The sequence below is a fragment of the Acidimangrovimonas pyrenivorans genome, from assembly GCF_042643245.1.
In the GTDB taxonomy this organism is placed as follows: domain Bacteria; phylum Pseudomonadota; class Alphaproteobacteria; order Rhodobacterales; family Rhodobacteraceae; genus Acidimangrovimonas; species Acidimangrovimonas pyrenivorans.
On record NZ_JBHRSK010000002.1, the window covers coordinates 46036 to 61644 of the forward strand.

The following is a 15609-nucleotide window of genomic DNA, read 5'->3' on the forward strand; positions in this document are numbered from 1 at the left end:
TTGCCGCATTGCGATCCCGAAACCGAACACAAACAACAGCTTAAACAGATAGCGAAACACCAGGTTTCTGGGGCCGACACGATCGTCTGCGCCGATTTGTTGACAGAAATTCTGATCGGCAAATACTCGGCAGTAGGTGACCGTAACGAGTGTTTTTCACCCCCTGCCCGCGGAGAGGCGGCCAAGGGGAAAGGCATTTGCACGGTGCGATTGCGTCGACTCCGACATGCGGCGCCCTTCGGCATCGGGTCATTTCCGGCCCGGATCCGCCAGTCGGGGATTTATTTTGGGGTGGGGAATGAAACGCGATGGCGATGCCGTATCGGTGGCCCGGCCGGGCTACGATCCGGGGCAGGCGATTTATCCGGTCTTCGCGGCTCAGGCGGTGCGGGCGCCGGACGCCCATGCACTGCTGGCCGGCGACCGTGTCCTCTCCTATGCCACTCTGAAAACGGCGGCAGAGCGGGTCGCGGCGCGGCTGCGCGCGGCCGGCGTCGGCCGCGGCGATTTCGTCGGACTGCTGGAATCGCGCTCGGCCGAGGCGATCATCGCCATGCTCGGGGTGCTGCGCGCCGGGGCCGCCTTCGTGCCGCTGGACCCGACTCACGCGCCCGAACAGCTCGCCTTCATCGCCACCGACCTGCCGCTCAAGGCCGCGCTGGTGGCGGCCCGCTATGCCGACAGGGCGCCCGAGCTGCTGCCCGCAGGGCTGACCGCCCTCGCCCTCGAGGACGTCCTCGCCGGCCCCGATCCCGACAGCGCCGACTGGCCCGAGGCGACGGGCGCCGACCCCGCCTATGTCATGTATACCTCGGGCACGACCGGCACCCCGAAGGGGGTGGTGACGGCCCAGCGCGGCATCGCCGCGATCATGCTCGACCAGCCGCTCTTTGCCGTCACTCCCGACGACGTCGTGCTGCATGCCTCGACCATCGCCTGCGACGGCTCGGTCTTCGACATCTGGGGCGCGCTGCTGAACGGCGCCGCCTGCGCCATCGTCGAGACGCCGATGCCGGCGGTTCAGGACGTCGCCGCGGTGATGCGCCGCCACAACGTCACGGCGGCAGTGTTCTATGCCGGGCTCAACCACCTGATGATCGACCACGCGCTGGATGCCTTCGCCAGCCTGCGCCTCGTCTCCTCGGGCGGCGACGTGATGTCGCCCGGCCATGCCAAGCGGCTGCTGGCCGCCTATCCCGAGATCCGGCTCAACAACATCTACGGCCCGACCGAGACGACCATGGTCAGCCTCGGCCAGTGGGTGACGGAAGAGCTGCTCGACGGCGGGCCGCTGCCGATCGGCCGGCCGATGGTGCATGAGGAGGCCTTTCTCGTCGACGAGGCGCTCCGGCCGCTGGCGTCGGGCAAAACCGGCCAGCTGACCATCGCCGGCCCCGGCGTGGCGCTGGGCTATTACGGCCGGCCCGAGAAGACCGCCGAGGTCTTCATCGACGATCCCCGGCCGGGCAAGTCCGGCAAGGTCTACCTGACCGGAGACCTTGCCCATCTGCGCGCTGACGGCGTCTTCGAGTTCCGCGGCCGCGTCGACCGCCAGGTCAAGCTGGGCGGAAGGCGGATCGAGCTCGACGGGCTCGAACACGTGCTGCGCAGCCAGCCCGGCGTCGCCGACGCGGCGGTCGAACTGGTCAAGGGTCCGGCCGGCGACAAGCGCATCGCCGGTTTCCTGCTGCCCGAGGGCGGCATGCCCGCCGACGAGACCGGTTTCGTCCGCCAGGTGATGGCGGCGGCCGGCGAAGAGGTCAGCCCGGCAACCCTGCCGCGCGTCACCCGGGTGACCACGGACTGGCCGCTGACCCCGGCCGGCAAGACCGACCGCAAGGCGCTGCTGGCGCTGCTCGACCGGCCCACGGCGGCCGCGCCGGCGCAGAAACCCGACCCGAGGAACATCCGCGCCACCATCGCCGCGGTCTGGCAGGAGATCCTGGCCTGTGATCCGCCGGACGACGACATCACCTTCTTCGAGGCCGGCGGCACCTCGCTGCAACTGATCGACGCCCATGCACGGCTGGAGGCGCGGCTGGGGGTGAAGTTCGACATCACCCTGCTGTTCGAGACCCCGCGGCTGGGCGATCTGGCGGCGCGGCTGGCCGATCTCGCCCCCGCCGCCCCGGCGGCCGAGGCGACGCCGCAAGCCGCGAAACGCGACGACCTCCCCGAGGGCGCCATCGCCATCACCGGGCTGGCAGGACGGTTCCCCGGCGCCGACGACCTGGCCTCGTTCTGGGCCCGCATCCGCGCCGGCGACAACCTGATCCCGCGCTTCGCGCCCGAGGAACTGGAAGACGTCGTCCCGCCCGAACTGCATGCCGATCCGGCCTATGTCCCGGCCCGCTCGGTGCTGAAAGATGTCGACCTGTTCGACGCCAGGTTCTTCAACATGCTGCCGCGCGACGCGGCCGAGATGGACCCGCAGGGCCGCATCTTCCTCGAGATCTGCCAGGAGGCGCTCGAGGATGCCGGCATCGACCCGACCCGCGCGCCCGGCCCGGTCGGCGTCTACGCCGGGGCGACGCTGTCGACCTATCTGCTGGCCAATATCATGGCCGACCGTGCCGCGCTGGACGATTTCACCGCCCAGTTCCAGATCGGCAATTACGGCATCCTGACCGGCAACACCAACGACAACCTTGCCGGCCGGGTGGCCTACAAGCTCAACCTGCATGGCCCGGCGATGGCGATCTCGACCGCCTGCTCGACCTCGCTGACCGCGATCGCCCAGGCGGTGCAGTCGCTGCGCGCCGGGGCCTGCGACGTGGCCCTGGCCGGCGGCGTCTCGATCACCTTCCCGCAGAAGCGCGGCTACATGGCGCAAGAGGGCGGCATGGGCTCGACCGACGGGCTGTGCCGGCCCTTCGACGCCCGGGCCGGCGGCACCGTCTTCGGCCATGGCGCCGGGGTCGTGGTGCTGAAACGGCTGGAAGACGCGCTGGCGGCGGGCGACCAGATCTATGCCGTGATCCGCGGCGCTGGGGTCAACAACGATGGCGCCGAGAAGATCTCCTACACCGCGCCCTCGGTCACCAGCCAGGCGGCGGCGATCCGGATGGCGCATCAAGATGCCGGCATCGACCCGGCGACGATCTCCTACGTCGAATGCCACGGCACCGCGACGCCGCTGGGCGACCCGATCGAGATCGCCGGGCTGACCCAGGCCTTCGGCACCGGCACGCCGGGCGCCTGCGCGCTGGGATCGGTAAAGGGCAATATCGGCCATCTCGACGCCGCGGCGGGGGTGGTCAGCACGATCAAGACGGCGCTGATGCTGCGGGCGCGGGAAATCCTGCCGGTGGCCAATTTCCAGACGCCGAACCCGCGGATCGACTTCGCTTCAGGCCCGTTCCGGGTGCCCGAGGGGCTGGAAGACTGGGCCAGCGACGGCCCGCGCCGCGCCGGGATCAGTTCCTTCGGCGTCGGCGGCACCAATGTCCACCTGGTGCTGGAAGAAGCCCCCGAGCGCCCGGCGGAAGCGCCGGTCGAGGCGCCGCAAATCCTGCCGCTCTCGGCCACCACCCCCGAGGCGCTGGCCGAAATGGCGGTGCGGCTGGCCGACCGGCTGGAGGCCTCCGACGCCCCCGCCCTGGCCGACGCCGCCTTCACCCTGCAGGAGGGCCGCCGGACCTTCCCCTGGCGCCTGGCCGTCGCCGCGATGACCAATGCCGAGGCCGGGACCGCGCTGCGCAAGGCCCAACCGCCGCGCGCCGCGACGCCGAAGGAGGCGCCGCCGGTCGTCTTCATGTTCCCCGGCCAGGGCTCGCAATATCCCGGCATGGGCAAGGGCCTCTATGCCAGCGAGCCGGAATATGCCCGCTGGATCGATCAGGGGGCGGAAATCCTCAAGCCGCTGATCGATCTCGACATCAACGAGTTGCTCTGCTTCGGCGACGTCACCGACAAGGCCGCCGCCCGGGCGCTGCGCGACACCCGCATCACCCAACCGGCGCTCTACCTGACCCAGGTGGCCACGGCCCGGCTGTGGCAGGCGCGCGGCATCGACCCGGCCGCCATGCTGGGCCATTCGGTCGGCGAATTCGCCGCCGCCACCATCGCCGGCGTGATGAGCTTCGAGACCGGCCTCAAGATCATCGCCGAACGCGGCCGTCTGATGCAGGACCAGCCGCCGGGCGCGATGCTTTCGGTGCGCTGCACGCTGGACGAGCTGCGGCCGCATCTCGACGACACGGTCGACCTGGCCGCGCTGAACGCGCCGAAGCTGCAGGTCGTGGCCGGACCGGACGAGGCCGTCGACGCGCTGGCCGAGAGGCTCGAGGCGGCGGGAATCGCGGTCACGCGGCTGCATACCTCGCATGCCTTCCATTCGAAGATGATGGACCCGGTGACGCCCGCGCTCGAGGCACTGGTCGCCGGCGAGGCGCTGGCGGCGCCGCAAATTCCCTTCGTGTCCAGCGTCACCGGGCGCTGGATCACCGACGACGAGGCGCAGAGCCCGGCCTTCTGGGCCGCCCAGGCCCGCGCCCCGGTCAATTACCAGGCCGCCCTGCAGGCGGTCTGCGAGACAAGGTCTCCGATTCTGCTGGAGGTGGGTGCGGGACGCACCTTGTCAGCCTTCGCGGCGCAGACCTTGGGACGCGGCGGGCATGGCGGGATAATCCAGTCATTGCCGGATCACACCCAATCGGACTCTGACGATCAAAGCGTCATGGCCGCCGCGTTCTGCCAACTCTGGGCCGCCGGGGCGCCCGTCGACTGGTCCCGCCTGCCGCGCGGCACCCGCCGGGTGTCGCTGCCGCCCTACCCGTTCCAGCGCAAGCGCCACTGGATCGATCCGCCTCCGGCCGGAGTGCCGATGGCTGCGCCGGCTGTTGCCGCGACGGCCATGCCCCCGGCCCCCGAAATCCCCGCGCCGCAGCCCGCTGTGCCCGCCGCAAGTGAGAATGCCATGACCGATGTTGCCCAGACCGCCCCGCGCAGCGCGCGCCTGACCGCCGAACTGCTGGCCCTGTTCTCCGACCTCTCGGGCGAGGACCTGGCGCCGGAGGAGGCGACGGCGCCATTCCTCGAACTGGGCTTCGACTCTCTGTTCATGGGCCAGGTGGCGCAGGCGCTGGGGCGCGACTACGGGGTCGAGATGACCTTCCGCAGCCTGCTCGCCGACACCCCGTCGATCGCCGAGCTGGCCGCCCATCTCGACGCGGTCCTGCCGGCCGAGGCCGCCCCGACACCGGCCCCGGCGCCCGCTCCGGCCCCGCAACCGGCGGCTGCACCCGCCGCGCAGGTCCCGGCGGCGGCGTTGACGGCGGCGGCTCCGGCGATGCCGGCGGCTCCGGCCCAACCGATGGCCCAACCGATGACCCAGCCGATGGCCGCCGGCTCGGATCTTTCCGGCCTGCTGCAGGCCCAGATGCAGACCATGCAGGCGGTCTTCGCCGAGCAGCTGCGCGCCCTCGGCGCCGCGGCGCCGGCCCCGGCCGCCGCACAGTCGGCGCCCGCCCCGGTTGCCCAACCGGCGGCGGCGCCGGCGACGATCGCTACCCCGGTTGCCCCGGCGGCCGAAGAGGCGCCCGCACGCAAGGAGGGTTTCAAGGTCGGCCGCGGCCCGAGCCTCGCCGGCGCCGAACTGACGCCCGATCAGCGCGCCTTCGTCGCCGACCTCGCCGCGCGCTATTCCGAGCGTCACGCCAAGTCGAAGGCCTACACCGCCGAGCACCGGTCGCACCTGGCCGACCCGCGCACTGCCGCCGGCTTCCACCCCGACTGGAAGGAGCTCACCTTCCCGCTGGTCTCGGACCGCTCGAAGGGCGCCTATATCTGGGATGTCGACGGACACCGCTTCGTCGACGTGGTTAACGGCTTCGGCCAGACCGCCTTCGGCCATTCGCCCGATTTCGTCAGCGCCGCAGTCGCCGCTCAGCTGGAAAAAGGCTATGCCATCGGCCCGCAATCCGAGAAGGCCGGCCCGCTGGCCAAGCGCCTATCCGAGATGCTGGGGCACGAACGCGTCACCTTCTGCAACACCGGCTCGGAAGCGGTGATGGCGGCGATGCGCGTCGCCCGCGCTGTCACCGGGCGCGAGAAGATCGTGGTCTTCTCAAACGACTACCACGGCCAGTTCGACGAGGTGCTGATCAAGGGCAAGACCCGCGGCGGCGATCCGGCGGCGCTGCCGATCGCGCCGGGCATCCCGCGCTCGGGGCTGACCAACATGGTGGTGCTGGGCTACGGCGCGCCGGAATCGCTCGACTGGATCAGCAGTAACATCAAGGACATCGCCGCGGTGATCGTCGAGCCGGTGCAGTCGCGCCATCCCGAGCTGCGGCCGTCCGAATTCTGCCGCGACCTGCGCCGGATCACCCGCGACGGCGGGTCGGCGCTGGTCTTCGACGAGGTCGTCACCGGCTTCCGCACCCATGCCAGGGGCATGCAGGGGATCTGGGAGATCGAGGCCGACATGGCGACCTACGGCAAGGTGATCGGTGGCGGGCTGCCGGTCGGCTTGCTGGCCGGCGCGCGGCGCTTCCTCGATGCGCTCGACGGCGGCCAATGGGCCTATGGCGACGATTCGGTGCCGCAGGTGGCGCCGACCTTCTTCGCCGGCACCTTCGTCCGCCACCCGCTGGTGCTGGCGGCGGTCGAGGCGGTGATGGACCATCTCGACGCCAGGGGCGAGGTGCTGTGGACCGAGGTCGCGGCCAGGGCCGGGGCGCTGGCCGGGCGGATGAACGCGGCGCTGGCCGAGCGCGGGCTGCCCGAGCTGGTGACGCATTTCTCGAGCTGGTTCGTCATCAACGTCACCAGCCACGACCCGCGCGCCGCGCTACTCTTCCCGCTGATGCGGATGGAGGGGGTGCATGTGCAGGACGGCTTCTGCGGCTTCCTGACCACCGCGCATAGCGACGAGGATATCGAGGCGGTCTACGGCGCCTTCGTCAAGGCCGTCGACACGCTGCAGTCGATCGGCATCCTGACCGGCACGGGCGGCGCGGCCCGGCCTTCCGCGGCGCCGCAACCGGCCGCCACGGCCACTCCGACCCAGGCGATCCCGCTGACCGAGAGCCAGCACGAGATCTGGCTCACCCACCAGCTTGGCGACGGCGCCGCCTGCAGCTTCAACGAGGGCGTCGCGCTGCGGCTCGACGGCCCGCTCGACCGGGCGGCGCTGGAGGGGGCGCTGCAGCTGCTGATCGCCCGGCACGACGCGCTGCGGCTGGTCTTCGACCGCGCCGGTGCCAGCTTCGACGTGATCGCGCCCTATGCGCCCGAGCTGGCGCTGCACGACGTCTCGGCCGATCCGGACCCGGAGGCGGCGCTCGAGGCCTTGCTGGCGAAGGACGCGGCCGAGCCCTTCGACCTGACCGCCGGCCCGGCGCTGCGGCTGGCGCTGGTCGCGCTGGCGCCCGAGCGTCACGTCTTGCTGATGACCGCCCATCACATCCTCTGCGACGGCTGGTCCTTCAACGTCCTGCTCGACGAGATGTCCCAGCTCTATGCCGCCGCCTGCGAGGGCCGCGATGCGGGCCTGCCGCCGGCGCCCTCCTTCGCCGCCTATGCCCAGGCCCATGCGGCGACCGAGATGCGGCCGGAAACCCTCGCCTTCTGGCGCGCGCAATACGAGACGATCCCGTCCCTGCCCGAACTGCCGGCCGACCATCCGCGCCCGGCGGTCAAGCAGTTCAACGGCGGCACCGTCACCGCCCGTATCCCGGTCGAGACGCTGAAGGCCGCGCGCAAGGCCGGGGCCAAGCAGGGCTGCACCCTGTTCGGCACCCTCTTCGCCGCGCTGCAGATCACGCTGGGCCGGCTCAGCGGCGCCTCCGACATCGTGCTCGGGGTTCCGACCGGCGGCCAGGCGCTGCTCGAGAACCAGGCGCTGGTCGGCCATTGCGTCAACTTCCTGCCGATCCGCGCCGCCTTCGACCCGGCGCAGCCGGCGGCCGAGCACCTCGCCCGGGCCGGCAAGGCGGTGATGGCGGCCTTCGACCACCAGGACACGACCTATGGCGCCCTGGTGCGCGAGCTGGAAATCCCGCGCGCGCTCAACCGGTTGCCGCTGACCGAAGTGCAGTTCAACCTCGAACGCGTCGCCGAGGAGCTGCCGATGGGTCCGGTGACCGGCCGCGCCGCGCCGACGCCCAAGGCGGCGGCCAATTTCGACCTGTTCTTCAACATGATCGAGGGCCGCGACGGGCTGCGCGTCGATGTCGACTACAATGCCGATGTCTACGATCCCGAGACGGTGCGGCGCTGGATCGGCCATCTCGAGGCGGTGCTGGCCGGGCTGGGCGCCGACAGTGCCACGGCGATCGCGCATCTGCCGATGATGGCGCCCGAGGCGCTGGCCGATCTGGTCGAGGGCCGGAACCGGACCGCGATGGACTATGACCGCGCCGCGATGCTGCCCGACCTGATCGCCCGCAGCGCCGCGGCCACGCCCGAGGCGGTGGCGGTCGAGGCCGCGGATGCCGCGCTCACCTATGCCGAGCTCGCCGGCGCCAGCGACGCGCTCGCCGCCCATATCCAGGCGGCCCTGCCCGAGCCCGGTGCCCGGGTCGCCGTCGCCCTGCCGCGCGGCGCCGGCATGCTGGTGGCGCTGATCGCGGTGCACAAGGCCGGCCATACCTACGTGCCGCTCGACCCGCGCCAGCCGGCCGCCCGGCTGCGCACGATCTGCGAGACGGCAGAGGTCTCGGGCCTGGTCTGCGCCGATGCCGGCTTTGCCGAGGGGCTGGACATCGCCGTCCTCCACCTCGCCGACGCCCCGGCCGGCGGCACGCCGGCACCGGTGGCCGCCGATCCCGAGCGCCCGGCCTATGTCATCTTCACCTCGGGCTCGACCGGCACGCCGAAGGGCGTCGCCGTGCCCCATCGCGCGGTGGTCAACTTCCTGACCACCATGGCGCGGGAGCCGGGCATGACCGCCGAGGACACGCTGCTCTCGGTCACCACGGTGATGTTCGACATCGCGGTGCTGGAGCTGTTCCTGCCGCTGGCGGTCGGCGGCACCGTGGTGATTGCCAGTTCCGAGGACATCCTCGACGGCTTCGCCCTGGCCGAGCGCGTGGCGCGGGACGACATCACGGTGATGCAGGCGACGCCGACGCTGTGGGACATGCTGCTGGAGGCCGGTCTGCAACCGCGCACCGGGCTGAAGATGCTGGCGGGCGGCGAGCCGCTGCCGGCCGACCTCGCCCAGCGGCTGACCGCGGCGGGTGGCGAACTGTGGAACATGTACGGCCCGACCGAGACGACGATCTGGTCGGCGGTCAAGCGCATCGCCCATGACGAACCGATCACCATCGGCGGGCCGATCGGCAATACCGATCTGCACATCCTGTCCGAGGCCGGGGAGGTTCAGCCGATCGGCGTCACCGGAGAGCTGAATATCGGCGGCGACGGGCTGGCGCTGGGGTATTACAACCGGCCCGACCTGACCGAGGCCGCCTTCCGCGACATCGCGCTGATGGGCAAGCCGCGCCGGCTCTACGCCACCGGCGACCTGGCGCTGCGCAAGGCGGATGGCGGGATCGTGGTGCTGGGCCGCCGCGACACCCAGGTGAAACTGCGCGGCTTCCGCATCGAGCTGGGCGAGATCGAGACCCGGCTGCGCGCCCTGCCCGGCATCGCCAGGGCGGCGGTCGACGTCGCCGCGCGGCCGTCGGGCGACAAGCTGCTGGCCGCCTGGCTGGTGGCCGAACCGGGCGCGACGCTCGACACCGCGGCGATCTCGGCCAGCATCGCGGCGCAGCTGCCCGATTACATGGTGCCGCAGGCCTGGAGCGTGCTCGACGCCCTGCCCCAGACCGGCAACGGCAAGCTCGACCGCAAGGCGCTGCCGGCGCCCGAGGCCGCCGCCGTGCTGGCCGAGGCGCCGCCGGCCGATCCGCCGAGCGGCCCGACCGAGGAGAAGATCGCCGCGATCTGGGCCGAGGTGCTGGGCCGCGAGACCATCGGCGCCACCGAGACGCTGCACGCGCTCGGGGTCGACTCGCTTTCGGTCTTCCGCATCGCGGCGCGGATGCTCGATGCCGGGCTCGGGCTCGAGGCGCGCGACATGCTCGCCCATCCCTCGATCCGCGACCTCGCCGCCTTCGCCGACGCCCGCGGCGGCGATACCGAACCCAAGGGCCCGGCGCGGCCCTCCCTGAAATCGTTCCGCGGCGGTGCCCGGCGCGGCATGGAGAAAGCCTCCTGAACATGAGTGACCACGACCCCTCCGCCGGCCAGGGCCCCGAGACGCAGGAGGCGCCGCTGCGCTTCCCGCTCAGCACGATGCAGCGCCAGCTCTGGTTCATCGACCAGATGAACCCGGGCGACCCGACGCTCAACGTCGCGGTCCGCTGGGAACTGCGCGGCCCGGTCCGCAACGAGAGCATCGAGGATGCCTTCAAGGCGATCATCGCCCGGCACGAGATCCTGCGCACCCGCTTCGTCGAGGAGGACGGCGCGCCGCTGCAGGAAGTGCTCGACGCGGCCCCGTTCCGCCTCGGCCTGATCGACCTGCGCACCACGCCCGCGGCCCGCCATGCCGAGCGGCTGGACGAGATCGCGCAGGAGGATGCCGCACGGCCGTTCGACCTGACCCAGCCGGGGCTGCTGCGCGCCACGCTGGTGCGGCTGGCGCCCGAACGGGCGGTGTTGCTGATCGTCGCCCATCACGTCGTCTTCGACGGCTACTCGATCGGCGTGCTGGGCCAGGAACTGGGCACCATCGCCGCGGCTCTGGAGGCCGGACAGGCGCCCGAGCTGCCCGAGCTGCCGCTGCAATACGGCGATTACGCGCTGTGGCAGGAGGAATACCTGGCCAGCGGCGTGCTCGCGGAAGATAGCGCCTACTGGGCCGCGCAGATGAAGGACGCGCCCTATTTCGAGCTGCCGGCGGACAAGCCGCGCCCGGCCCTGCGCTCGACGGCAGTCACGCGCCGCAGCCGCGCCCTGCCGGCCGAGTTCATGCCGCGCTTCGAAGCCGCCGCCAAGGCGCGCGGCGTCTCGACCTTCACCCTCGGCGCGGCTGCTCTGGCGGCGACGCTGCACCGGGTGACGGGCAAGCCGGAAGTGCTGTTCTCGACCCCGGTCGCGGGCCGGGCCGAGACCGATCTGGAACCGCTGATCGGCCCGTTCATCAGCCACCAGGTGCTGCGCCTACCGACCGCCGACGAGACCCCGTTCAGCGCCCATCTCGCCACCACGCGCCGCGTGGTCGAGGAGGCGCTGACCCACCAGTCGCTGCCCTTCAGCAAGCTGGTCGAGATCGTCAATCCGCCGCGCGACCCGTCGCGGGCGCCGCTGGTCTCGGTCGCCTTCAGCCTGCAGCACGTCTTCCTCAGGGACGCCCGCTATGGCGGGTTCGAGCTGGTCTCGGCCCCGTCGCACACGCCGGGCGCGGCGCAGGACCTGAACGTCGTCATCATCGGCCGGCCGGCGCAGGGCTGGCACCTGCATGTCGAGTATTGCCCCGAGCTGTTCGAGCCCGAGACGATCGAGGCGCTGATGGCGACCCTGCTCGCCGATATCGAGGCGGTGCTGGCCGATCCCGAACTGCCGCTGGGCGCCCTGCCCGCCGATGCCCGGCTGGGCGCCTCCACCGAGGCCGCGGCCCCCGGGCTGACCCAGGTCGAGGCGGTGCTGGCGGGCCATCCCGAGGTCGCCGCCGCGGCGGCCGTGGCCGTGGAAGGCGGCAGCTATGCCTTCGTCAGCCCGCAGCCCGACAGCCTGGTGCCGCTCGAGGGGCTGCCGGTCGAGCTGATGGGCTATGCCGCCCGCCGCCTGCCGGCCGCGGAGATGCCGCAGGGGATCAGCGTGCTGGCGGCCCTGCCGCGCGGCGCCCGGGGCGAGATCGACCGCGCCCGCCTGCCCGCCCCGCCGCACGGCACCTCGGCAACGGCCATGACCGCGCTGCTTGCCTCTTCCGCGCCGCAGCCCGCGCCCTTCGTCGCCGCCGAGGGGGCCGCCGTTGCGCCGGCTGCTCCAGCTGCGGTCAAAGCCGGCGCCGGCGAGATCGAGGACCGGCTGGCCGCGCTCTGGGCCGAGCTGCTGGACCAGCCGGAGCCGCCGCGCGAAACCTCGTTCTTCGACCTCGGCGGTCATTCCCTGCTCGCCGTCCGGCTGATGTCCCGGATCCGCGAGACCTGGGGCGTGCGCTTCGGCGTCGCCACGATCTACGCCCATCCGACCATCCGCGCCCTGGCCGCCAGGATCGGCGCCGAGATCGGCGGGACCGAAGAGGCGCAGGGTGACGACTGGCGCATCGAGCCGCTGGAAACCGAGGGCGACGCCCAGCCGATCATCGCGGTCAACGATGTCGCCATCATGCTCTCGGCGCTGGGGGAGATGAGGGACCGCCACCCGGCCGCCTGCGTGCGCCTGTTCGACGGCACCCGCGGCATCGACCAGCGTCCGCGCAGCTTCGAGGAGATCGCGGCCGAATACGCCAAGGTCATCCGCAAGCACCAGCCGCACGGCCCCTACCTGCTGTTCGGCGTCTGCGTCCACGGCAATATCGCGCTCGAGGCCGCCCGCATCCTGCAGGCCGAGGGCGAAAAGGTCGCCGTCGTCATCAAGGATGTCTGGGAACCGGGCTATGCCGCCAGCCTGAAGGCCGACAAGGCCAGCCGCTGGCGCGAGCGCCGCTTCGCGCTGGCGAACAGGATCCGCATGGTCCGGGCCGGCACGATGTCACTGCCGGCGATGCTGGGCAGTTACCGGCTCATCCGCAAGACCGGGCTTTTGCAACTGGCGGTGAAGGTGGGGCTGATCGAGCGCGGCGCGCTCTACGACCTGGCGCCCGAATTGCAGGGCTTCGTCACCTACATCTCGGCCGCGCGCGATGTCTATCGTCCGGCGCCCTTCGACGCGCCGGTGCTGCATGTCGTCACCAAGATCACCCCGCATGGCAAGCATTTCCTGCCCTCGGTCGGCTGGGAGAAGGTCGTCACCGGGCCACTGAAGACGGTCAATATCGACGAGGTCCTGGTGAAGGGCGAGAGGCGGCTGGGCACCGCCGAACTGGCGCGCGAGATCGAGACCTTCCTCGCCGAGCACGCGGCTCAGTGAGCCGGCAGCGGCAGGCTCCCCTGGCGCAGGCGCAACCGCAGGGTGGCGCCGCCGGTCTCGGCCGCCACAGCCCCGGCCATGCCCGGGCCAACGTCAAGGTCGGCCAGGGCCCAGTCCGCGGCCGTGCCGCCCTCGATCCGGGTCAGCCGCGCCTCGCCCGGCGCCAGCGTGACGTCGAAACTGTCCAGCGCCATCGACAGGCCGGGGCCGCAGGCCTTGACCAGCGCCTCCTTGCGGGTCCAGCAGCGGAAGAAGCCGGCCTGCCACTCGGCCCCGGGCAGCGCCGCCAGAGCGCGCTGCTCGGCGGGCGAGAAGAAGCGGCGGGCGATGCCCTCCTCGACCGTGCGATGGGCCTCGATGTCGATGCCCAGCCGCAGCGGCCGTTCGCTGACCGCCAGCGCCGCCCAGCCGCCGGAATGGCTGAGGTTGAATTCGGGCCCGCCGGCGAGCGACGGCCGGCCGTGATCGGAATAGCTGAAACGCAGCGCAGCGGGCGACATGCCCCTGTAGCCGGCAAGGATCTCGCGCAGCCGGCTACGGCCGGCGCGGAAGGCCTCGGCATGGCGGTGATAGACGAAACGGTCGGCCCGCGCCGCCTCGTCGGGCGACAGATGCGCGCCGCCGCCGGTCAGCGGCCAGAGCCAGAGGTCAATGACAATTTCCACCCGGCTCCCCTTCCCGCCCGCCGTTTCGGCGCGCATCCTAGCCGCGACGCGATATCGAGGTCGAGCCCCGGGGAGGCAGGATGAGGAAACGCTGGCTGGTGATGATCGGGGCCGTGGTGCTGGCGGCGGGCGGGGCGGCCGCGGTCAAGCTGCCCGGGCCGGTGCATGACGCGCTGCGCGGGCTCAAGTACCGGGCCGAATTCGCCGCCTGGGTGCGCGGGTTGCCGGCCAAGCGGCTGGCCGATGTCATGGTGCCGATGCCCGACGGCATCAAGCTGGCGACCGACATCTACCTGCCCGAGGACGGCCCGGCGCGCAAACCGGCAATCCTGGTCCGCCTGCCCTATGGCAAGGACGGCTATCCCGAGGCCCGGCACTGGGTCAGCCTGTTCACGCCGCACGGCTATGCCGTGGTGGTGCAGGACATGCGCGGCCGCTTCGGCTCCCAAGGCGTCTTCGCCCCCTACCCGCACGCCGCCAGCGACGGCGCGGCGACGCTGGACTGGATCGCGGCCCAGGGCTGGTCGGACGGCCAGGTGGGGACGATCGGCTGCTCGGCCCTGGGCGAGAGCCAGGTGATCCTCGCCGCCGCCCGGCCAAAGCAACTCAAGGCGATGGTGCCGATCGGCGCCGGCGGGGCGATCGGCACGGCAGGCGGGGTCTACGGCTACTTCGGCATGTTCGAGGGCGGCATCCCCGAGCTCGCCTCGGCCTATGGCTGGTTCGCGCGCTGGGGCGGCAAGACCGGCGACAGGATGGACGCGCCGCCGATCGACTATGCCCGGGGGCTGGCCACCCTGCCGCTGCGCGACGCCATCGCGCGCGCCCGGCCCGACCCGACCGATTTCGAGGCGATGCTGGACGGGTTCGACCAGCCCGGCTTCGGCGCCCACACCGGCTTCATCGGCGACGATGCCCGCTTCGCCACCCCGGCGCTGATGGTCGACAACTGGTACGACCAGAGCGTCAGCTCGACCCTGGTCCTGTCGAAGCTGATGCGCCGCTCGGCCCCCGACCAGCACGTGCTGATCGGCCCGGGCGGGCATTGCGACAGCACCGGCCCGTTCAGCGCCGGCCATGTCGGCGACATGGCAGTGAAGGGCCGGCCGCAGCCCTATGACCGGCTCTATCTCGGCTTCATGGATGCCAGGCTGAAGGATGCGCCGCCGAAGGGGCCGGGCAAGCTGCCGCCCTACCGCTTCTACGTGCTGGGCGAGGATGTCTGGCGCGATGCCGAGAGCTGGCCGCCGGCGGCCGCGCGGCAGGTAACCTACCGGCTTGCCGGCGACGGCCTGAGCCGCGCCGGGGCCTCGGCCGGGGCGCGCAGCTTGACCTCGGACCCGATGGACCCGGTGCCGACCCTCGGCGGCGCGATCTGCTGTACCGGCGATCCCGCCACCCGGGACGGGCCGCTCGACCAGCGCCCGGTCGAGGCGCGGGCGGACGTGCTCAGCTACAGCTCCGCCCCGCTGCAGGTGCCGCTGCGCATCGCCGGTCCGATCAGCGCCCGGCTGACCGTGTCGACCGACGTGCCCGATACCGACCTCGTCGCCCGCCTCACCGATGTCGCCCCGGACGGCACCTCGCTGATGATCCAGGAGGGGGCGCTGCGGCTGCGCTATCGCGACGGCTTCGCCGATCCCAAGCTGATGCAGCCGGGCCAGAGTTACACGGTGACGATCCGGCTGCGCGACATCGCCTGGCTGGTCCGGCCCGGCCACCGGCTGCGGCTCGACATCGCCGGGTCGAGCTATCCGCGGCTGGCGCGCAACCTCAACGGCGGCGGCGACCCGAACCGCGAGACGGTGCCGCACAAGGCCCGGATCACCATAGCGGCGCCGTCGGAGCTGACGCTTTACGATCTGCCGGAGTAAGCTGCCCCCTTCCGTCCGGGGAACCGGTGGCGCAGCCCTCCCGA

4 protein-coding genes are annotated in these 15609 nt (G+C 71.8%); 3 read left to right on the forward strand and 1 reads right to left on the reverse strand.

Annotated elements, in window-relative coordinates; genetic code table 11:
* The first annotated feature begins 298 nt into the window (after positions 1 to 298).
* Positions 299 to 10168, forward strand: a complete 9870-nt coding sequence (locus tag ACFOES_RS01155) for an amino acid adenylation domain-containing protein (protein WP_377831112.1) — start codon at positions 299 to 301, stop codon at positions 10166 to 10168.
* 2 nt (positions 10169 to 10170) lie between these two features.
* Entirely contained in the window at positions 10171 to 13026 is a 2856-nt protein-coding gene (locus tag ACFOES_RS01160) for a condensation domain-containing protein (RefSeq protein WP_377831114.1), read from the forward strand.
* On the opposite strand, the gene ACFOES_RS01165 is transcribed toward ACFOES_RS01160, so the two are convergent.
* A complete protein-coding gene (locus ACFOES_RS01165) occupies positions 13020 to 13691 on the reverse strand; it encodes a 4'-phosphopantetheinyl transferase family protein (protein WP_377831116.1) in 672 nt (223 codons plus the stop codon). The genes ACFOES_RS01160 and ACFOES_RS01165 overlap by 7 nt on opposite strands.
* Positions 13692 to 13771: 80 nt before the next feature.
* On the opposite strand from ACFOES_RS01165, the gene ACFOES_RS01170 reads away from it, so the two are divergent.
* Positions 13772 to 15565, forward strand: a complete 1794-nt coding sequence (locus tag ACFOES_RS01170; protein WP_377831119.1) for a CocE/NonD family hydrolase — start codon at positions 13772 to 13774, stop codon at positions 15563 to 15565.
* Positions 15566 to 15609: the final 44 nt, after the last annotated feature.

Bases quoted from the DNA above. Each gene is read 5' to 3' on its own strand.
- ACFOES_RS01155 (WP_377831112.1), top strand. From the start codon at position 299: ATGAAACGCGATGGCGATGCCGTATCGGTGGCCCGGCCGGGCTACGAT.
- ACFOES_RS01160 (WP_377831114.1), top strand. From the start codon at position 10,171: ATGAGTGACCACGACCCCTCCGCCGGCCAGGGCCCCGAGACGCAGGAG.
- ACFOES_RS01170 (WP_377831119.1), top strand. From the start codon at position 13,772: ATGAGGAAACGCTGGCTGGTGATGATCGGGGCCGTGGTGCTGGCGGCG.